Genomic DNA, 19,862 nt, shown 5'->3' on the forward strand with positions numbered 1-19,862 from the left:
ATTCCTCCCTTTTTATTTTCGCCGTTCCATTTCAACGATGAATTTGTACCGATCACCGCGGTACACCGATTTGACGACTTCGAGCGGCCGGCCGTCATCAAGGTATGTGCGGCGCTCAAGCAGCAGCACCGGCGCCCCTTCTTTCACCTGCAAATGCTCGGCTTCCAGCTTGCGGGCGACGGACGCTTCCAGTGTTTGAACAGCAGAACCGATGATCAACCCTTTTTCCTTTTCGATAAATTCATAGACGGGACCGCTTACAACATCACGCGTCAGCCCGGGAACAAGATGGACGGGAATGTAGAGCGTCTCCAGCGCCATCGGCGAACCGTCGGCTAAACGGAGGCGGCGAATTTCGTAAAGAGCGTCCCCTTCCTTAACAGCGAGCCATTCGGCCAGTTTCCCGGAAGCCGGCACCGTTTCAAAGCCAAGAACGATGGTGTCCGGCTCCATGCCGCGCGCCCGCATATCTTCGGAAAAGCTCGTCAGCCCTTTCAGCGGCTGCTCGATTTTTTGGGCGGCGACAAACGTCCCCTTCCCGCGCCGGCGGATGAGATAGCCATCGTTCACTAAATTGTTGACCGCCTGCCGAACGGTCATCCGGCTGATGTCATACATTTCCGCCAACTCGCGCTCAGACGGGATTATCTCGCCCGGCTGCCATTCTCCTTTTTCAATCTTTTCTTTTATATATTGCTCGAGCTGATAGTAAATCGGAATCGGCGATTGTTTATCGATCATGGCGCATCCACCCGCCGCTTTTCCTTCGGAATGAGCGAGAGCGCCTCCCGGTCGGCAATGATCGTCACGTCCGGATGAAGGTGAAGCGCGGAAGCCGGCAAGTCCGGGGTGACAACGCCTTCTAAAAGCCGAGCCATGGCCTCTGCTTTTTCTCGTCCCGACGCCAACAGCACGAGGCGGCGGCTGCGCAAAATGGTCGCAATCCCCATCGTAATGGCACGGCGCGGCACGTCATCCAACGACCCAAAAAAGCGGGCGTTTGCCTTGCGCGTAGATTCGGCAAGCTCGACGACATGGGTCGGCGATGAAAACGGCGTCCCTGGTTCGTTAAAGCCGATATGGCCGTTGCGTCCGATGCCCAAAAGCTGCAAATCGATGCCGCCCACTTCATCGATGAGCCGTTCGTAGCGGCGGCATTCTTCGTCAAGATCAGCAGCCAAGCCGTTCGGCACATGCGTCTCGTGAAGCGGGATGTCAAGCTTTGAAAACAAATGCTCATTCATATAATGGCGATAGCTGTTCGGATGATCCGGACCAAGGCCGACATATTCATCCAAATTGACCGTGCGCACAAGCCGATACGATGTCCCATTCTGACGATGATCGGCGGCCAATTCGCGGTACACGCCGAGCATCGTCGAGCCGGTCGCCAAGCCGAGAACGGCGTTCGGCTTTTCCTTGACTTGTTTGATGATGATGTCCGCCGCTTGGCGGCTCATCTCTGCGTAGTCAGCAGCTTTCAAAAGCTTCAAAGCCATCGCTCTTCACCCCTTTCATCCTGCTTGCGATAGGCAAGGGCGCCACGGCAAAACGTCATCATGACTTCATATCGTTCATTCAACACGACGACATCGGCGTCTTTGCCGGGCCGCAAGCTGCCTTTCCGATCAAGCAAGCCAAGCTGTTTCGCCGGATTCCAGCTCGCCATGCGGATCACCTCTTCAAGCGCGCAGCCAGTATAATCGAGCACACGGCGGATGGCCTCGCCAAGCTTGAGCACGCTTCCCGCCAGCGTTCCGTCGGCAAGCCGCGCCTCCCCGCCGCAGACTTCCACCTCTTGGCCGCCGAGATCATACTCCCCATCGCCGAGACATTTCGCCCGCATGGCGTCGGTGATTAAGATAAGCCCCTCGCTTCCTTTATTCCGGTAAGCGAAGCGAACCATCGGCGGCGCGACGTGCAGCCCATCGGCGATCAGCTCGCACATGACTTCTTCAAACATAAGCACCGCACCGGCGACACCCGGTTCACGGTGATGGATGCCGCGCATCCCATTGAACAGGTGGGTCGCATGCGTCACCCCTGCATGGACCGCCGCTTTTACTTCGTCGTAAACGGCATCGGAATGGCCGATCGAAGCGATCACACCCGTCTGTTTCAAGTAGGAGGCAAGTTCCAGCCCCCCGTTCCGCTCCGGGGCAAGCGTGACAAGGCGGATGTGGCCGCCTGCCGCCTTTTGCCAGTGTTGGAACAGTGAGATGTCCGGATCGGCGAGATGGCGCGGGTGCTGCGCCCCGGCGCGCTTCGGCGACAAAAACGGTCCTTCCAGATGAACACCGAGCACCTCCGCCACCCCTGGGCGATTCTCCTCGGCCATATAACGGGCGACATTTCGAAGCGCCGCTTCGATTTGTTCGCTTGGCGCCGTCATCGTCGTCGCCAGGAAACTGGTCGTCCCTTCCGCCGGCAAGGCGTTGGCCATCTTGTCAAGCGCCTCCGGGGTCGCATCCATAACATCCGCTCCAGCCGCCCCGTGGATATGAACGTCAATGAAACCAGGCACGACAGCAAACCGTGGAGAAAGCTCGATCACTTCCGCCCCCGCTTCTGCCGGGCACGACGACATCGGGCCAATGGACGCCACTTTTTCCCCTTCGATCAGCACATACCCTTGTTGAATGTTGTCTGCTTCTGCATACACCGCAGCATTTTTCAATATCCATCGTTTCATCGCGATTTCACACCTTCTGCTTTTATAATAATATTATATATTCTAGTTGTCTATACCACTATAAAAAAACTTCAACGTGAAAGAAGCAGGGAAGCTGTGGCTTCCCCGCTCTTCCAAACGGCGCTACGCTCCTTTCGGTCCGCGGGCCGGCAAATAAAACGAAAACGTCGTTCCTTCGTTCAGTTTGCTGTGAACGGTAATGAGCCCTTTATGCGCTTCGACGATGTTTTTGGCGATGGCAAGGCCTAACCCGGTGCCGGAGCGGCCGCGCGTGCGCGCTTTATCGGCTTTGTAAAACCGTTCAAACACAAACGGCAAATCCTCTTCGGGAATGCCGGAACCAGAGTCTTGGACATGGATCGTCACGCCGTCGCCGCTCCGTTCAGCGATCAAGCGGACCGCGCCGCCTGATTCTGTATGGCGGATGGCGTTGTCAATTAAGTTCGTTAACACCTGTTCGATCCGATCCGGATCGAGAGCGATTTCGATATCCGGATCGCGAAACTCGGCTGTCAGCTCAATCTGCTTTTCTTTCGCCAGCCCTTGGAATTTGCGGATGATTCGCTCAATATACGGCACGAGCTGGACGCGCTCATAATGGAGTTCCATATGCCCGGCTTCCATGCGCGCCAAATCAAGCAAATCATTCACTAGGCGGCCCATGCGCAGCGACTCGTCATAAATGACTTTCGCCATCTCTTTTTTCTCGTCTTCGCTTGCCGCGATATCGTCGATGATCGCCTCGCTGTAGCCTTGAAGCATGGCAATCGGCGTGCGCAATTCGTGCGAAACGTTGGCGATAAAGTCTTTGCGCAGCTTGTCAAGCCGCCGCTCTTCGGTCATGTCGCGCAAAACAGCCACCGCGCCGCGCACCATCGTTTTGCCGTACAGCGGCGTCATTAAAATGACCCACGTCCGCCCCTGCAGCGTCACTTCGGTCGATTGCTCCTTCTCCTCGCGAACGACGCGGGCGAACAGCTCTTTCACTTGCGGCGGCAACGGCGCCATCGCTTCCGCGTCGTTTCCTTGCTCAAAATACCACGCCTGCAAAAACCGCTCAGCCGGCGGGTTCGTAATCAAGATTTCCCCGTCGCGGTTAAACGTCAAGACGCCGTCGGCCATGCTGCTTAAAATGCTGGCGAGCTGTTCTTTTTCCTGGTTTAAGGCGTTGATGTTAAACTGCAGACGCCGTCCCATTTGGTTGAACGCCATCGCCAGCCCACCGATCTCATCGTTCGTTAAAATCGGCACTTTCATATCGAAATGGCCCCGCGCCATTTCGAACGCGGCTTGCCGCATTTTCCGGAGCGGAGCGGTGATGCGCGTCGACAAGAAAAAGGCAAAAAACGTCGTCATGACAATGGCGATAAACGCGGCGAGAAAAATTAACTCTTTCGTCCGCTCCGTCGCGTCGGCGATCGCCTCGAGCGACTGATAGATAAACACAGCTCCTCGGCTGCCATCCGGCATCGACATCGGCACGCCGACAATGATCATATCACGGGGCAGCTTTTCTTTTGGATACCGCTCCAGCATATACAAACGCTTTTTCACCGTTTTCCCATCTGTCAGCACACGCCGCAAGTCCCGATCTTGGCGGATCGACGACAGTGGCATATTATCCAAACCAGCATCGCCAGGCGAATACCAATAGTGCGACTCATCGGCGACGATGACGGCTTTCGTTCGATTGTCCACAAGCGTCCAAGCGATCGAGCGGGCAAGCTGCTCATCGCGGTAATCGTGCATCACCTCGGCCACTTTTGTCGCCAGGCGGGTCAAGTCGTTTTCCGCTTCCTGCACATAATAATCTTCCAAAAATTTAATAAGCAAAATGCTTAAAATAAACAGCACGCACGAAACGAGCAACAAAATCGTAAACCATAGCTTGCCGACGACGCTGCGAAACAGCCACATCAGTCGTTCACTGCCTCAAACTTGTAGCCGACGCCCCAGACGGTGACGATCATTTTTCCCGCCTGCGGCGACGCTTTATTCAACTTTTCGCGCAACCGTTTAATGTGGGTGTCGACCGTGCGCAAGTCGCCGAAAAATTCGTAATGCCATACTTCCTTCAACAGCTGTTCGCGGTCGAACACTTTGTCGGGCGAGCGGGCCAGAAAGAGAAGCAGCTCATATTCTTTCGGCGTTAAGCTGACTTCCTTGCCGTCGACCGTCACCCGGTGGGCATCGTTGTCAATCGTCAAATGCGGAAACACAAGCACGTCTTTCGCCGTCGTCTCCACCGGCGCGTAGGGGGCGTTCGCCGCGCGGCGCAACAGCGCTTTTACGCGCAGCACGACTTCGCGCGGACTGAACGGCTTGACGATGTAATCATCCGTGCCGACTTCAAACCCTTGCACGCGGTTGGATTCTTCGCCTTTTGCCGTCAACATGATGATCGGCGTCGTTTTTTGCTCGCGGATTTCTTTGCACACCTCAATTCCATCTTTGCCCGGCAGCATCAGATCGAGCAAAATGACGTCATAATCATTCGTCAACGCCTTCTCCAACGCTTCATTGCCGTCGCCGGCCTCATCGATCACATAGTTTTCCCGCTCCAAATACATTTTCAAGAGCCGCCGGATGCGCTCTTCATCGTCAACCACTAAAATACGGATGGTTTTTTCTTGTTTTTCCAATGCTTTGCACCCTCCTATCATCAATGGAAACACTCCCTATTTTCTAGTTTACCGAAAAACCGGATGCTCGCCAACAGAGCATCCGGTTGTTTTCCATTATGTTCCGGCGTACGAGTGCAATCCCGCAATGACGAGGTTGACCGCCACTAAGTTAAACATAATAATGGCAAAGCCGATGACGGCGAGCCATGCCGACTTTTCACCATGCCAGCCTTTTGACAAACGAAGGTGCAAAAAGGCAGCGTAAAACAGCCAAGTGATCAGCGCCCATACTTCTTTCGGGTCCCAGCCCCAAAAACGCGTCCAGGCGATTTGCGCCCAAATCATGGCAAAAATGAGCGCCCCGAGCGTAAACACCGGGAATCCGATCGCTACAGCTCGATAGCAAATTTCATCGGTTAAATCCAAATTGACGTTTTTCACAAGCGGCTGCAGCGCCGCTGCGATGCGTTTGCGCAATGCGAGGCGAAGCGCGATGTACAAGACCGCCCCCGCCATCAACGACCAAATGACGGTATTCAACTTTTTCGCGTTAATGATCGCCGGCATCTCAACAAGCGGCTCCATGCGGCCGGCGCTTTCTTTCATAAGCTCCCCTTTGTGCGGCCCAACGAGCGCCGGCATATCGTAGATGACCTCAACCGTCTGCTTGTTTTTGTCGACCCACGTGAACTTCGCTTCATACCCAGAAAGACCGAACGCTGTCGAAACGATGACAAAGCCGAGCGTAGTAATTAAGCAAAACATGACCACTTCGAGCCAAAACGTCCGTTTCGACGGCTTCGATTGATCGACGACGCGAATCAAATAGATGAGCCCAGCGACAAAGCTGATGGCCAAAATCGCTTCACCAGCCGCCGCCGTCGTCACATGGATGTGCAGCCAATCGCTTTGCAAGGCGGGAATGAGCGGCGAAATTTCCCGCGGAAACATGCTCGCATAGGCGATGATCAGCAACGCGACCGGAAGCGCAAACAGGCCGAGCACGCTCAACCGGTAAATGAAATAAACAATGATAAAAGCAGCGACAAGCATCATGCCGAAAAACGTTGTAAACTCGAACAAATTGCTCACCGGAGCATGCCCGGCAGCGATCCAGCGCGTGATGAAATACCCGACCTGGGTGAGAAAACCGATGATCGTCACGGCAATGCCAAGCTGCGACCAACGATCCTTTCCTTGCCGCTCCTTCCGTTTGTCGCGAATGGCGCCGCCAAAAAAAAACGTGCCGATCAAATATAACACAAACGAAATATAGAGCAATGTGCTGCTAAGCTGTGCCATGCGCTTGTCCTCCTTGTCCGGCTTTTTTCTCTTCCTCGAGCCGATCGGCCGGCATCGTTAAGCCGGTGCCGTCAAGCAGGCGGCGCAGCTCGTTTTTCAAGCCGAACCAGTTTTTATTCGTATGTGCGGCGATCCATAGCTCGCCGTTCACCCGCTGCACCCAAATGCGGCGGTGATTCCAATACATTCCTTGGATGAGCCCGATCATGAAAATCGCGCCGCCCACCCCTAAAATCCAAAGCGTGAAATCGCGGCGGACGGTCAAGCCGGAGACATTGCGCGTCTCAAGCCCCGCGAACGCCATTTTGTACTTGTTGTTGCCAAACGGTTCGATCGTTTGTTGGATGGCGACGAAGCTGACTTCCCCTTTCGGACGGTCCGGCGCATACATTTTAAAGACGAACGCCGGATTGTTCGGCACGCGCGATTTTGTCGACGGGTTGCCGTCTTCGTCAAACTCAAAGTCAGGAAAATAGCTTAATAGCTCGACGCGATACCCCCGTCCGAGGTCGTACGTTTCTTTTGGATCGTACAAGTCGATCGCTACCGTGCCGAACGTTTTTCCCGACTGTTTATCCGCCAGTTGGAACGACATCGTTTTCGGCTCGTTCAGCCGGAAATCGACTTGATAGAGTGCGTAATGGTTGAATTTCAGCGGTTCGTTGACGCGAATCGAATATTCTTTCACCTTTTCGAGCTTCGGTTTGGCGCCGGCGACTGTCGGGTCGACGCGCTTATACAAGACGACATTTGTCTGATAGTTTTCCGCAATCATGCCATCGCCGACACGGTCGATGGCGGCATTAAACACTTCATTGTCTTCACCTTTTTTGTACGTGTCAAAAATAAACTTTTCACTTTTTAAAAAGTACTGGCCGTCAGTCCCTGGGATTTCTTTCGTTTCCCCTTCGCGAATCCACATCACCTCATCAATGTACATGCCCGGCACCGAGCGAAGCATGGCCCCGATTAAGAAGATGATCAGGCCAACATGGTTCACATACGGTCCCCAGCGGGAAAAGCGCCCTTTTTCGGCGAGCAGATGGCCGCCTTCTTCGCGGATGCGGTATCGTTGCTTGGCGAGCCGCTCTTTCAGCAGAGCGACCACCTTGTCCATATCGCCGACGCGCGAAACGCCAAACAGCCGCTGCCGCTCTAAAAAGCGCGGATGGCGCTTCACCCCTTGCCGCTTCAAGGCGCGGTAAAGCGGAACGACCCGGTCCAAGCTGCAAATGACAAGCGAAACGCCGATTAAGGCGATGAGCAAAATGTACCACCATGAGCCGTACAAGTTGTTAAAGCCGAGCTCATAATACAGCTTCCCTGCCCAACCGTACTGCTCTTCGTAGTATTCAGCCGGATTCACGTTCGGCGGGATATACATTTCTTGCGGAAAAATCGTACCGACGGCCGAAGCGATGAGCGTGATGACGATGAGCGCTACCCCAACTTTGACCGAGGAGAAAAACGCCCAAATTTGGTCGACGATCGTTCGGTTGTACGTTTGTGACCGGCGCGCGCTTCCTTCGTAGCGCATGTCCAAAATCAGTTTTTCTCCCAAATCGGCAAGCGGCTTGCCGCACGACTCACAAAACGCCGTGCCGTGCGGATTGACATGGCCGCATTCGCATTTGACGTGTTCCATGGCGCAAAACTCCTTACGGTTTGATGCTTTCCAAATGGCGCTGAATGTCTGCTTTTGTCATCGCGCCGGTGATGATTTTCTTCACTTCGCCGTTTTTGTCAATCAAAAACGTGGTTGGCAGCGGGCCGACATTATAGGCGTTCAACACTTGATCTTGACGGTCGATCACAATCGGAAATGTCAGGCCGAACCGTTCCGCGAACTTTTCAACGCTCAACTTCGGTTCACCGACATTGACAGCCAAAATTTCAACCCCTTGTTTTTTGTAAATCGGGTACAGCTCGTTCATATACGGCATCTCCCGCTCGCACGGCTTGCACCACGTTCCCCAAAAGTTCAAAAAAACGCCTTTGCCGCGATAGTCTGAAAGACGATGTTCATGCCCTTTCAAATCGGTCAGCACAAAATCAGGCGCCGTCGAACCAACAGCGACAGCCGTTTTCTCCGTGAAAAAATTCGTGTAAATCGTATAGCCGATCGCCGCCAAAAGCACGAGCAAAATAACCGTTCTCATCACTAGGCGATGTTGCTTTTTCATCGTTCAAACCCCTTTACGTTTCTCCTCCCCCACAGCCAACGGTAGAGGGGAGGCAAGCGGTTCACAATCTCTCATTTTCCATTATAGCAAAGTTTTATTCAGCCTGCTGTGCAAGGATATGAACGTTATGTGACAATCTTCGTCATTTTCGCCCGCCGGATTGGGCAAGGACGCGCAGCAGCTTCACCTCGTGCGGTGTCAGCTCGCGGTATTCGCCGGGACGAAGCCCTTTTAAATCAAGAAACGCATACCGTTCGCGCTTCAGTTTCATCACTTCACAGCCGATCGCCTCAAACATGCGGCGCACTTGCCGGTTCCGCCCTTCATGGATGCGGATTTCGACAATCGCCGTCCGCTTTTTTCGGTCAGCGGAGAGCAGTTTCACCTTCGCCGGCGCCGTCATGCCGTCTTCCAGCATCACCCCTTGCTCGAGCTGCTTCAGCTGCTCGCGCGTCGGGATGCCTTTCACTTTCGCAACGTATACTTTCTCGATTTCATAGCGCGGATGCATGAGCAAGTTGGCGAAATCGCCGTCGTTCGTCAGCAAAAGCAGCCCGGACGTATCATAGTCGAGCCGCCCGACTGGGTAAATGCGTTTGTCCAAATCCTTGAAAAAATCGGTCACCACTTTGCGCCCTTTGTCATCTTTGACGCTCGAGATGACGCCGCGCGGCTTGTACAGCAAATAATACACCGGCTCCTCGCGCTCGACCGGAATGCCGTCGACTTCGACCTCATCTCGCGGTCCGACCTTGACGCCAAGCTCCGTGACAACGCGGCCGTTGACTTTCACCCGCCCTTGCAAAATCATTTCTTCCGCCTTGCGCCTTGATGCCAAACCAGCGCGGGCAATCACTTTTTGCAGCCGTTCCATTCTCTCTCACCTCTTTCATCATCTTACCCTTTCCGTCTAACAGATACAAGCGCGGCACTTTTATTTTTCACCTTTCCCGCTCCCTTTGCAAACAAAAAACCCGCCGAACGGCGGGAACGAAAAAAGGCGCCGCTAGCGCCCGAATACAAACAAAACGATGAAAACAGAAACAATAAAGCTGAGAATGTCGGCCAAAATGCCGACTTTTAACGCATCGCCCATTTTTTTGACGCCGACGGCGCCAAAATAGACGGTGAGCACGTAAAGCGTCGTCTCCGTACTGCCTTGGATCGTAGAAGCAAGGCGCCCGATGAACGAATCCGGGCCGTAAGTAGCGATCAAATCGGTCGTCATGCCGAGCGCCGCCGTGCCGGAAAGCGTGCGGAGAGCCGCAAGCGGAACGACTTCGGCCGGCAGTCCAATGGCATCAGCCAGCGGTTTGATCACTTCCATCATGGCATCAAGCGCCCCTGAGGATCGGAAAATGGCGACCGACACCAACATGCCGACCAAATACGGGATGAGCGAAAACGCGATCTCGATCCCTTCCTTGCCGCCTTCCACAAACGCTTCGTACGTCGGCACTTTCTTTGCTGTACCGTAAAGCAAAATAAAAGCAATGAGCGCAGGGATCAGCCAAACAGAAAGAAGTTGGACGATGGCCATTATGGCTTCCTGCCTTTCCGCATCCGTTTCCAATAATAATATCGGTCAATCAATACGGCTCCGATCGTGGAGATGGCCGAGGCAACAACGGTCGTGCCGATAATCTCGCCCGGCGACGCCGATCCGTACGTCATGCGGATCGAAATGACGGTCGTCGGAATAAGTGTAATGCTTGATGTATTGATGGCTAAAAACGTCACCATCGATCGGCTCGCTTCGTCGCGGCCGCCGTTGAGCCTTTTCAGCTGCTCCATCGCCTTAATGCCCATCGGCGTCGCCGCATTGCCAAGGCCGAACATGTTGGCGACCATGTTGGAAACGATATACCCGAGCGCCGGATGATCGGGCGGCACTTCTGGAAACAGGCGGCGCACAAGCGGCAGAAACAGGCGCGCAACGTTAGCAAGCAAGCCGGACCGCTCGGCAATCGCCATCAACCCGAGCCAAAAGACTAAAATGCTGACCATGCCGATGCTGATCGTCACCGCTTCTTTGGCGCTTTCAAACACCGCTTTGTTCACTTCGTCCATCGTGCCGTTGGCCGCCGCAAAGACGATGCCAATGACCGCCATCATCACCCAAATGAGGTTAACCATCGCTTCTCACACCTAAAAAGCGAAATACTTGCCATAAAAACCCTCGGCCGCTTCCTTCCTTTCCCGGTTCATACAGCAGCGGCACCGAATCAACCGCCTTTTGATGCAAATAAAGCACCGCCTTTCCGACCTCTGTCGGCGCCCGTTCTGGGTATTTTTCCCATCCCTTGCGCGGCTTCAACAAATATACTTTCACCCGCAGCTCTCCCGTCTCCTGTTCGGTCACCGGATATTGCAAATCGCGGGCTGCACGCAGCCGCCCTTTGTAAAACGGATCGGAAATTTTCTTCACGACCCGCTCGCCGCGGACTTTTGCGATATGGTAGTTGGAAAACCCGTACTCATACATGGCGATATGATCGTTCCAGTCGTCCGGAGCGTCCAACGTCACCGCGATCAAATCGACCCCATCTTTCGACGCCGTTGTCACAAGCGTGCGGTGCGCCCGTTTCGTATAGCCGGTTTTGCCGCCGGTGCAATATTCGTAAAGGCTTGTCAGCAGCTTGTTTTTATTCCGCCATACGCGCGCGCCGTCCTCACCGGGCGGGGCGGGGGCGCGGTACACTTTCGTTCCGGAAATGCGGCGAAACTCTTCGTTTTTCATCGCGTATTGCATGAGCAACGCCATATCATAGGCCGTTGAGTAATGGTTTTCCGCATCGTCCAATCCGTGCGGATTGGCAAACTCTGTGTCGCGCATCCCGATTTCAGCCGCCTTTTTGTTCATTAAAAACACAAACCCCTCGACGCTGCCGCCGACATGCTCTGCGATGGCAACCGCGGCGTCATTGCCGGAACGAAGCATCAGCCCGTACACTAAGTCGCGCAGCTTGATTTTCTCTCCTTCGCGCAAATAAATTGATGATCCTTCCGTCCGAACGGCGCGGGCGCTGACGGTCACCATGTCGTCAAGCTTCCCGGACTCGATGGCCAAAATGGCGGTCATAATTTTCGTGATGCTGGCAATGCGCCGCTTCGTATAGGCGTCTTTCGCAAACAAAATCCGTCCGGAATGCTGTTCTATTAAAATGGCGCTTTTTGCGCTCACCCCGTCCATGGCGTTCGTCTGCCGTGGAACGCATGATATCATCCCTGCAGCGAGGACCATAAGGCAAATGAGCCGCTTCCACCTTTTCATCCGATACCGGCGAGGATCCCCCTCCTTCGGCAAGCAGGGAGGAATCGCCTGTTCCTCCTTTCCATTCAACCTGAAATGAGCGCAATAGAGGGAAGATCGCGACACACCAAGGCCATGTTCTGTACAAGTGTATGCGCCGGTGGGACAAATATGATGAAAAAATATGGCCGTAGAAGCGTTCGCAGGCTTCCACCAGATGAAGGATGGGACTACACGTGCAACACCTAGAGCAAACCGCATCGCGTTTTCGGCAAAACCGCCCTCCTAGACAAGGAGCCGGCTTTTACCCCTCAAAAAACAGGCGGGGGTCCCCCCGCCTGTTTAAAATGGCTGCCAGCGCAGCTTCCGCGCCTCATGAAAACGCGCTTCGACATCGCGCCAATTGACGACGTTCCACCAATGTTCGATGTATGCCGCCCGGTCGTTTTTATATTGCAAGTAATAGGCATGCTCCCACACATCGAGCACAAGAAGCGGAATCGTATCCCATTGCGCCATGAGCTGGTGTTTTTCCGCCTGCAAAATTTCGAGCCGATGCGCCCGCGGCGCCCAAACGAGCAGCGCCCAGCCGACCCCTTCGGCGCTTTTGGCCGCTTCGGTAAAATGGCGCCGGAACGCAGCAAAACTGCCAAAATCGCGTTCCAGTTGCGCCCGCAGCTCTCCGCGCGGTTCGCCGCCGCCTTCCGGATGCATATTATACCAAAAAATGGTATGCAAATAATGCCCCGAACCGTGGAACGCCGCTTCCCGCTCCCAATGCTTCAGCAGTTCAAAATTGTTCGTCCGGCGCGCTTCGGCCATCATGCGCTCCGCCTTGTTCAGACCATCGACGTAGCTTTGATGATGCTTCGTATGGTGAAGGCGCATAATTTCTTCGGAAATATGGGGTTCAAGCGCATCATAGCTGTACGGCAAAGGCGGCAGCACATGCCTGCCGGGCGGGATCGGCTGTTGCCGTTCACCATCGGCCTCGCCTTCCTCTTGCCGCTGCTCTTCGTCAATCGTCTTTTCCTTGTGCAACTGCCCGCCATCAGCGGAATCCGCCGATGAGGATGCAATCGGCTCCGCCCGTTCCGCCGCCGCGGCCGGCTCTTGTTCGGTATCTCCCCCGTGTGTGACGATCTCCTCAACGCTTGGTTCTCCGCCGCCTTCCTGCTCAAGCAAAACGGCTGCTTCTTCCCGCCGCGGCGAGTTTTCCTCCTGTCCGCCGGCTACTGGTTCGACAAGGCGAACGGCTCGAACATACACATCGTCAACAAGGCGTTGCAGTTGACCAATCTCCTCCTCCGTCCACTCGCCGTCGTGTTCTTCAATGCGCGCCAACAAAGAAGAAAGGCCGATGTCATCCGCCGCTCCGCGCGCGGATAGGGCGTGCTCCATTTGTCTCCCCCACTCAGCCGCTTCGATGGCATAATGGCGAAGCGCAGCGGCGTACACGTCATCCACAAGGCGCGTGAGTTCGCGGATTGCCTCTTCCGTCCACGCTCCGTCATGTTCGGCGATAAACTTCAGCAGCGCCGAAGCGCCATCAGTGCTTGCCCCGCGCAGCGCCAGCACCTGCTTGACCTGTTCTCCCCATTCGTTCACCTCAGCCGCATACCGGGCGAATAACGTTTGGTCGTCCATTTGGTAAAAACCTCCTCCTGCTTTTTTCGCCATATCGTATGCCTGCTTGCGGAAATCGTTCTTGTCCGCATTCACCCAAATTTTTGGCTGCTCATACATATAGGAGCGAGGCCATACTCAGCTGAAAAAACAGAAGGAGGGGAAAAGCATCTATTACGTCCAAGGCATGCAGTCGCCGCTGATGGCCGACCATATGGCGCGCGAAGAATGTTACTACTTGCAAAAGCTGGCGGAAACGACCGGCGAAGTGAAAGCTCTAGCCTGCGATCCGACCAAGACGCGCACACAATAGTCCATAAGGAAAAAAGCGGTTCGCTCGAAGGAACCGCTTTTTCTTGCCCGTATAGCCGTTTTGCCGGCCCCGCCAAGCACGGAACACACGGCTTTTGTTTCACTGCGGCGCGCGCTCTGGCAAGCGGCACTCGCCGGTTTCCGCCCATTCGCCGACAAGCGCCTCCAGCGCCTCGGTGTCAAGAGCAGCAAAATAGCGGCGCAATTCGCCTTCGTCATGAATATAGACGCGCCGGCGCTGTCGGTATTCCGGATTTTTCCATAAACAAACGAGGGCGACGATGTCGCGCAAACGAATGTCGCGCCCGTTAGCCGTAAACAGTGGATCGCTTTCATACGGCAGCCAATCAAGCAGCGCCGCCTCAAAATGGCGCAAATACAACACAGACAGCGTCCGCTCTTCGCCGCCGTCGCGGTACGTGACTTCCGATCGGTTGAAGTAGTCCTCAAACGTATTCGACTGCGATTTTTGCAATTCTTCGCCTTGCAGGCGGCAAATGTTCATGAGCGCACCCCTTCCCGGTCAGCCGTTTTTTCTTTAGTTTACCATATTACGGCTGTCCGTCGCTCAAATTTTCCGCCAATTTTCCGAAAAACAAGTCAGCTTCCCGCTCAACCTCGCCATCGTCCGTCCATTCTGGCAGCGGCGGCAGTTCTTCAATCGTTTTCAGGCCGAAATAGTCGAGAAATTCGGCCGTCGTCCCGTATAAAATCGGCCGCCCGGTCCCTTCGGCGCGGCCGACTTCTTTAATGAGCGCCCGCGCCATGAGTGTCTGCAGTGGCTTGTCGCTTTTCACGCCGCGGATTTCCTCGATTTCAGCGCGCGTAATCGGCTGGCGGTAGGCGATAATGGCGAGCGTCTCGAGCGCCGCCTGCGACAGCGGCGACGCTCCCGGCGCTTCGACCAGCTTTTTCAAATACGGAGCATACTCTTTCTTCGTCGCCAATAAAAACACGCCGCCCAGCTCGACCAGCTGAATGCCGCGTTCTTCGCGGCAGCAGTCTTCCTGGAGCGCCGCCATCACTGCTTTCGCCTCCGGCTCGCCAATATCCAAAACAGCGGCAATTTGGGCAAGCGACAGCCCCTCGTCGCCAGCGGCAAACAACAGCGCTTCCACGATCGCTTTGAATGGAGCCGGCGCACCAGCAGCGCTGTTTGTTTTCATTTCCTTTTGGTCCATTCTCCCTTCTCCCCTTTCCTTTTTCACCGTTTTGATCGCAACTGCAGCCATCTTGCGGCTTCCCGGCATTTTCCGCGAAAATGCAGGACTGGCGCGTGATTTTCATCCCCGGGTGAAGGGCAAAACGTTGCCCATGAGACTTTTTCGTGAAGATGCGCATGCCTTGAGCAGACATTTTCACGCCTGGGCGAAGAGCAAAACTTGCTCATGAGCCTTTTCCGAATCAGCAGCTGTCCGTCTCGCCTTCGCACCGGCCATCAGCCGATGGGCCCAGCAGGCAAAAGGAAAGCGGTCCGCCATCGCGAACCGCCTCAACCGGCCAGATGATTGGCGGCGAGAAACAAATCGCTGAAATTCCGCTCTTGCTCAACGATGATTTTATTTTGTTTCATTAATTCCAAAATAGCCAAAAAAGTGACAACGATATACGAACGGTCGCAGGACGGAAATAACTCATAAAAGTTTTTCCGTTCTTTCGCCTGCCGCAGTTCATGCAAAATTTCCGCCATCCGCTTTTCAACGGAAATATCTTGGCGGGCAATTTTCGTCCGCATCGGTTTTTGCAGTTTTTTGCGGCGCAACAGTTTTGACAGGGCGCCGAGCATATCGTAGACGTTGACATCAAGCGGCGCGGACGCTTTTTTTTCATCGGCGTACGCGCTCAAGTCACTCGGGGGTTTTGTAAACAGAAGCGCCCGTTCTTCTTCGCGCCGCTTCAGCTCGCGTGCAGCTTCCTTAAACTTTTTGTACTCAAGAAGCCGCTGCATCAGCTCTTCGCGCGGATCGTCCGCCTCGGCGAATTCCAAGCTGTCATCTTCGGCGTGTTCGTCGGACACCGGCAGCAGCATTTTGCTTTTCATCGCCAACAGCGTGGCCGCCATAACCAAATATTCGCTGGCGATATCAAGCTCAAGCTCTTGCATGGCGTGAATGTACGCCATATACTGTTCCGTAATTTGCGCCACCGGAATGTTGTAAATATCGATCTCATAGCGGTTGATTAAATGCAAAAGCAAGTCAAGCGGCCCTTCAAACGCTTCAATTTTGACGTTATACGGCACTTGCACATCCATCCCACCATTTTTCCGCAGCCGTTCCCCGCGCCGATGCGCACATTGGAGAACCTTGCTGGCAATATACTTATTGTATCATAATTCCGCGGCGAAGCGAACGGAAATGAGACGGTTTTTGCCTCGAACGCCATGAAAACGTATAATACGAGGAGAGCCCTGCCGCAGCGCCGGCAGCTGCACGGCTTTGCCTGGCAACAAGGCCGCCTACCGCTAAACACGCCTCGGCGAAAGGAACGATGGCCCATGTATCCAAAAGCATATATCGACTATTTAGTCCATTTCCATGGCGACCGCGATTATTTCGAATGTCATGAGATTTTAGAAGAACAATGGAAGCGCGACGGACGGAAACGGGAATGGCTCATTCTCATCCAAATTGCCGTCGCCTTTTACCACTACCGGCGCGGCAACAGTTCCGGCGCGCTCCGCCTCATCAAACGGGCGCGGACGCTGCTTGAGGAGGCGCGCGGGATGATCCGCCGGCTCGGCCTTGACGAGAAGGAGTTGGCCGTGCTGCTTGAAGAGGCCGCCGAGCGGATTGCCCGCGGCGAACCGTATGAAAGCATTGAGCTGCCGATTCGCGACCGCTCCCTGTACGAACAGTGCCAAGCCGCCTGCGCCGAGCGGCAGCTTGTTTGGGGGCAGGCGAGCGATCTCACTGATATCGACCTTGTAGACAAACACCGGCGGCGCGACCGTTCGGACGTCATCGCCGCCCGCGAACAAAAAAAGCGGGCGAAAGCAGAAGGGACATAACCCCTCTGCCGCCCGCAACAGCGCGGCGTTGCGCCGATTTGTCTCGTTGGGCTAGCACGTTTGGCATTTATCGAAAAACGAGGCGGTCCACTCGTTCGCGCATAGCCGGCGGTCGGGGTACGCCTCTTTCAACGCCTTGACCATCTGTTTTCCGATCCCTTGGTGGCGATGCGATGGATTGACGCTGATGTGCTGGATTTGCACAACATCAGGAGCGCACAACAGGACGCCGATAATGCCGACGATATCGTCCCCTTCCTTCCATAAAAACAGCTGCCAGTCGCTGTTCGTTTCATACTGTTTGATCGTCTGCTGGAGCCGTTTCAAATCTTTTTCCGTCGGCATAAACGACAACAGTCCCATGGCGATTTTCTCATAGTTTTTTCGATAGCGGATCAACATAAAAATCCCTCATTATCGACAAACGCTTTTCCGAAAAGGAAAACACGTTGTCATTTTCTCTATACGTATTATAAACATTCTCACCGATATTGTGAACCATTTCATGCCTTTTTACACAAATGTCCGCAAAACGTTCGCCATCTCGATGGCCGAAACGGCCGCTTCCCAGCCTTTATTGCCCGCCTTTGTGCCGGCCCGTTCAATGGCTTGCTCGATCGTATCGGTCGTCAATACGCCGAAAATGACTGGGACGCCGCTTGAGAGCGCGGCGTGGGAGACGCCTTTGGCCGCCTCGCTGCAGACGTAGTCAAAATGGCTCGTCGCCCCGCGGATGACGGCGCCGAGCGCAATGACGGCATCAAACTGCTTCGATTCCGCCATTTTTTTCGCGAGGAGCGGAATTTCAAATGCGCCCGGCACCCAGGCGACCGTGATGTCATTGTCGCTGACGCCATGGCGCGTCAAACCGTCGATCGCCCCTGACAAAAGCTTGCCCGTAATGAATTCATTAAAACGAGAAACGACGATGCCGATTTTCAACCCGGTGCCGACTAAATTTCCCTCAAGAACCCGCATGTTTTTTCTCCTCCTGTTTTCAAAAATGAAGCATATGCCCTAGTTTTTCATATTTCGTGCGCAAGTATTTTTCATTTTCTTTTTTCGCTGGCATTTGAAGCGGCACCCGTTCGACAACTTCAAGCCCGTGCCCTTTCAAGCCGGCGATTTTGCGCGGATTGTTCGTGAGCAGACGCATTTTCGTGACGCCAAGGTCTTTTAAAATTTGCGCGCCAATGCCGTAGTCGCGCAAATCGGCCGGGAAGCCGAGCTTTTCGTTCGCCTCGACCGTATCGTAGCCTTGCTCTTGCAGCTTATAGGCGCGCAGTTTGTTCATCAGGCCGATGCCGCGCCCCTCTTGACGCATGTAAAGCAACACCCCACGCCCCTCGGCTTCGATTTGCCGCAGCGCCGCATGCAGCTGCGGACCGCAGTCGCACCGATACGAGCCGAATACATCGCCGGTTAAACACTCGGAGTGGACGCGCACAAGAATCGGTTCATCGGGAATGATGTCTCCCTTGACGAGCGCCACATGCTCCTTGCCATCGAGCACGTTCGTGTAGCCGACAGCGCGAAACTCGCCGAACTCAGTCGGCAGCCAAATGTCGACCTCGCGCTTCACTAGTTTTTCCCGCTGGCTCCGATAGGCGATCAAATCTTTGATCGTGATCATTTTCAATCCGAATTGGTCGGCGATTTGCCGCAAATCCGGAACGCGCGCCATCGTTCCGTCTTCTTTTATGATTTCGCAAATGACGCCAGCCGGCTTCGCCCCGCACAAACGGGCCAAATCGACCGCCGCTTCCGTATGGCCGGCGCGCCGCAAGACGCCCCCCTTTTTTGCAATCAACGGAAAAACGTGGCCAGGCCGTTTAAAATCACTCGCTTTCACATTTGGATCGAGCAGCGCCTGAATGGTCGCCGCCCGCTCGTAGGCGCTGATTCCGGTCGTCGTCGTCTTATAGTCGATGCTGACGGTAAACGCCGTCCCATGAGCGTCGGTGTTATGCGCGACCATCGGCTCGAGCCCGAGCCGCGCCGCCAACTCTTCCGTAATCGGCACGCATACAAGCCCGCGGCCATGGGTGATCATAAAATTAACGACATCCGGCGTCGCTTTTTCAGCCAATGCGACAAAATCGCCCTCATTTTCCCGGTCTTCGTCGTCGCAGACGATGATCACTTCGCCGTTTTTCAGCGCGTCCAGTGCCGCTTCAATCGTGTCAAACATCTGAAGTTGCCCCCTATCCCGTTTATTTATAGCCATGCCGCTCCAAAAATTCGCTCGTCAATCCGGAAGGCAGCTCCTCTTTCGCGGCAAGAAAAGCAGCGACGTATTTGCCGATCATATCGCACTCGATATTGACGAGGTCGCCCGGCTGCTTTTCGCCTAAAATCGTCGCTTCACGCGTATGCGGAATGAGCGAAATGGTGAACGTGCGCTCGCTCAGGCCGAAAATCGTTAAGCTCGTCCCATCGACGGCGACCGATCCTTTATAAATCATGTACGGGCGAAGCGGGGGAGGCGCTTCAATTTCATAGTAGACGGCGTTCGCCTTCGGCCATCGGCGGACGATGCGCCCGACGCCGTCCACATGCCCGGTGACGAAATGGCCGCCAAACCGCCCGCCAGCCGCCATCGCCCGCTCTAAGTTCACTTTCGATCCCGGCTTCAATGTTTTGAGCGCCGTCGCCTTGACGGTCTCCGGCATGACATCGACGGTAAACCGCCGGTCAGTAAACGACGTGACGGTCAGGCAGACGCCGTTGACGGCGATGCTGTCGCCGAGGCGAACGTCTTCGAGCACCCGGCGGGCGCCAATCGCCATCACGATGGCGTCGCCCGTTTGCCTCATTTGTTCAACCGTGCCGACCTCTTCAATAATACCGGTAAACATCC

21 protein-coding genes and 1 pseudogene are annotated in these 19,862 nt (G+C 54.8%); 2 read left to right on the plus strand and 20 right to left on the minus strand.

The genetic code is table 11. From position 1 onward, the window contains the following. Window positions 1-12 precede the first annotated feature (12 nt). From ACR1UW_RS12360 to ACR1UW_RS12420, 13 genes are all read right to left on the minus strand, one after another. Entirely contained in the window at window positions 13-741 is a 729-nt protein-coding gene (locus tag ACR1UW_RS12360; RefSeq protein WP_498933532.1) for a GntR family transcriptional regulator, read from the minus strand. Beyond that, entirely contained in the window at window positions 738-1,499 is a 762-nt protein-coding gene (nagB, locus tag ACR1UW_RS12365; RefSeq protein WP_498933534.1) for a glucosamine-6-phosphate deaminase, read from the minus strand. The genes ACR1UW_RS12360 and nagB overlap by 4 nt, the downstream gene beginning before the upstream one ends. Further along, window positions 1,490-2,692: an N-acetylglucosamine-6-phosphate deacetylase gene (gene nagA, locus ACR1UW_RS12370; protein ID WP_498933536.1), complete on the minus strand. Its 1,203-nt coding sequence runs from the start codon at window positions 2,690-2,692 to the stop codon at window positions 1,490-1,492. Before nagA ends, nagB begins: the two co-directional genes overlap by 10 nt. Before the next feature lie 123 nt (window positions 2,693-2,815). Continuing rightward, the gene (locus tag ACR1UW_RS12375; RefSeq protein WP_498933538.1) at window positions 2,816-4,609 is read right to left on the minus strand and encodes an ATP-binding protein; all 1,794 of its coding nucleotides are present in this window, start codon (window positions 4,607-4,609) and stop codon (window positions 2,816-2,818) included. Further along, window positions 4,609-5,334, minus strand: coding sequence for a response regulator transcription factor (locus tag ACR1UW_RS12380; protein WP_483299729.1), 726 nt, complete (start codon window positions 5,332-5,334; stop codon window positions 4,609-4,611). Before ACR1UW_RS12380 ends, ACR1UW_RS12375 begins: the two co-directional genes overlap by 1 nt. Window positions 5,335-5,430: 96 nt before the next feature. Further along, on the minus strand, window positions 5,431-6,618 hold the full coding sequence (gene ccsB / locus ACR1UW_RS12385; protein WP_289642992.1) for a c-type cytochrome biogenesis protein CcsB: 1,188 nt from the start codon (window positions 6,616-6,618) through the stop codon (window positions 5,431-5,433). Further along, complete coding sequence (locus tag ACR1UW_RS12390; RefSeq protein ID WP_498933540.1) at window positions 6,605-8,263, minus strand: cytochrome c biogenesis ResB family protein; 1,659 nt, start codon at window positions 8,261-8,263, stop codon at window positions 6,605-6,607. The genes ccsB and ACR1UW_RS12390 overlap by 14 nt, the downstream gene beginning before the upstream one ends. 13 nt (window positions 8,264-8,276) lie before the next feature. Further along, window positions 8,277-8,801, minus strand: coding sequence for a thiol-disulfide oxidoreductase ResA (gene resA, locus ACR1UW_RS12395; protein ID WP_063330669.1), 525 nt, complete (start codon window positions 8,799-8,801; stop codon window positions 8,277-8,279). Between the two features lie 142 nt (window positions 8,802-8,943). Beyond that, window positions 8,944-9,675, minus strand: a complete 732-nt coding sequence (locus ACR1UW_RS12400) for a pseudouridine synthase (protein ID WP_063330668.1) — start codon at window positions 9,673-9,675, stop codon at window positions 8,944-8,946. A gap of 132 nt (window positions 9,676-9,807) precedes the next feature. Further along, window positions 9,808-10,341, minus strand: a complete 534-nt coding sequence (locus ACR1UW_RS12405) for a spore maturation protein (protein ID WP_171698143.1) — start codon at window positions 10,339-10,341, stop codon at window positions 9,808-9,810. After that, on the minus strand, window positions 10,341-10,937 hold the full coding sequence (locus tag ACR1UW_RS12410) for a nucleoside recognition domain-containing protein (RefSeq protein ID WP_498933543.1): 597 nt from the start codon (window positions 10,935-10,937) through the stop codon (window positions 10,341-10,343). Before ACR1UW_RS12410 ends, ACR1UW_RS12405 begins: the two co-directional genes overlap by 1 nt. After that, window positions 10,930-12,075 (minus strand): D-alanyl-D-alanine carboxypeptidase family protein, encoded by a 1,146-nt coding sequence (locus ACR1UW_RS12415; protein ID WP_171698145.1) that lies wholly within the window; start codon window positions 12,073-12,075, stop codon window positions 10,930-10,932. Before ACR1UW_RS12415 ends, ACR1UW_RS12410 begins: the two co-directional genes overlap by 8 nt. A gap of 321 nt (window positions 12,076-12,396) precedes the next feature. Next, window positions 12,397-13,701, minus strand: coding sequence for a superoxide dismutase (locus ACR1UW_RS12420; protein ID WP_171698146.1), 1,305 nt, complete (start codon window positions 13,699-13,701; stop codon window positions 12,397-12,399). A 163-nt stretch (window positions 13,702-13,864) separates the two neighbouring features. Here ACR1UW_RS12420 and ACR1UW_RS12425 point away from each other — a divergent pair. Continuing rightward, window positions 13,865-13,993: pseudogene (locus tag ACR1UW_RS12425) on the plus strand (DUF2935 domain-containing protein); the annotation flags it as partial. A gap of 99 nt (window positions 13,994-14,092) precedes the next feature. Here ACR1UW_RS12425 and ACR1UW_RS12430 read toward each other — a convergent pair. From ACR1UW_RS12430 to ACR1UW_RS12440, 3 genes are all read right to left on the minus strand, one after another. Beyond that, entirely contained in the window at window positions 14,093-14,497 is a 405-nt protein-coding gene (locus ACR1UW_RS12430) for a hypothetical protein (protein WP_063210902.1), read from the minus strand. 46 nt (window positions 14,498-14,543) lie between these two features. Further along, window positions 14,544-15,173, minus strand: a complete 630-nt coding sequence (gene scpB, locus ACR1UW_RS12435; RefSeq protein ID WP_047818634.1) for an SMC-Scp complex subunit ScpB — start codon at window positions 15,171-15,173, stop codon at window positions 14,544-14,546. A gap of 311 nt (window positions 15,174-15,484) precedes the next feature. After that, window positions 15,485-16,246: a segregation/condensation protein A gene (locus ACR1UW_RS12440; RefSeq protein ID WP_033008270.1), complete on the minus strand. Its 762-nt coding sequence runs from the start codon at window positions 16,244-16,246 to the stop codon at window positions 15,485-15,487. A 243-nt stretch (window positions 16,247-16,489) separates the two neighbouring features. On the opposite strand from ACR1UW_RS12440, the gene ACR1UW_RS12445 reads away from it, so the two are divergent. Then, a complete protein-coding gene (locus tag ACR1UW_RS12445) occupies window positions 16,490-17,002 on the plus strand; it encodes a DUF309 domain-containing protein (protein WP_033008269.1) in 513 nt (170 codons plus the stop codon). A gap of 51 nt (window positions 17,003-17,053) precedes the next feature. Here ACR1UW_RS12445 and ACR1UW_RS12450 read toward each other — a convergent pair whose 3' ends face one another. The 4 genes from ACR1UW_RS12450 to ribE all read right to left on the minus strand — a co-directional run bounded on the left by ACR1UW_RS12450 (window position 17,054) and on the right by ribE (window position 19,860). Beyond that, on the minus strand, window positions 17,054-17,404 hold the full coding sequence (locus ACR1UW_RS12450) for a GNAT family N-acetyltransferase (RefSeq protein ID WP_033008266.1): 351 nt from the start codon (window positions 17,402-17,404) through the stop codon (window positions 17,054-17,056). A 111-nt stretch (window positions 17,405-17,515) separates the two neighbouring features. Next, window positions 17,516-17,980, minus strand: coding sequence for a 6,7-dimethyl-8-ribityllumazine synthase (gene ribH / locus ACR1UW_RS12455; protein WP_033008265.1), 465 nt, complete (start codon window positions 17,978-17,980; stop codon window positions 17,516-17,518). A gap of 19 nt (window positions 17,981-17,999) precedes the next feature. Continuing rightward, window positions 18,000-19,193 (minus strand): bifunctional 3,4-dihydroxy-2-butanone-4-phosphate synthase/GTP cyclohydrolase II, encoded by a 1,194-nt coding sequence (locus ACR1UW_RS12460; RefSeq protein ID WP_033008264.1) that lies wholly within the window; start codon window positions 19,191-19,193, stop codon window positions 18,000-18,002. Between the two features lie 22 nt (window positions 19,194-19,215). Further along, window positions 19,216-19,860: a riboflavin synthase gene (ribE, locus tag ACR1UW_RS12465; RefSeq protein WP_033008263.1), complete on the minus strand. Its 645-nt coding sequence runs from the start codon at window positions 19,858-19,860 to the stop codon at window positions 19,216-19,218. Window positions 19,861-19,862: the final 2 nt, after the last annotated feature.

Origin of the sequence: Geobacillus lituanicus, from assembly GCF_050994965.1 — a bacterium.
Classification (GTDB): Bacteria; Bacillota; Bacilli; order Bacillales; family Anoxybacillaceae; genus Geobacillus; species Geobacillus stearothermophilus.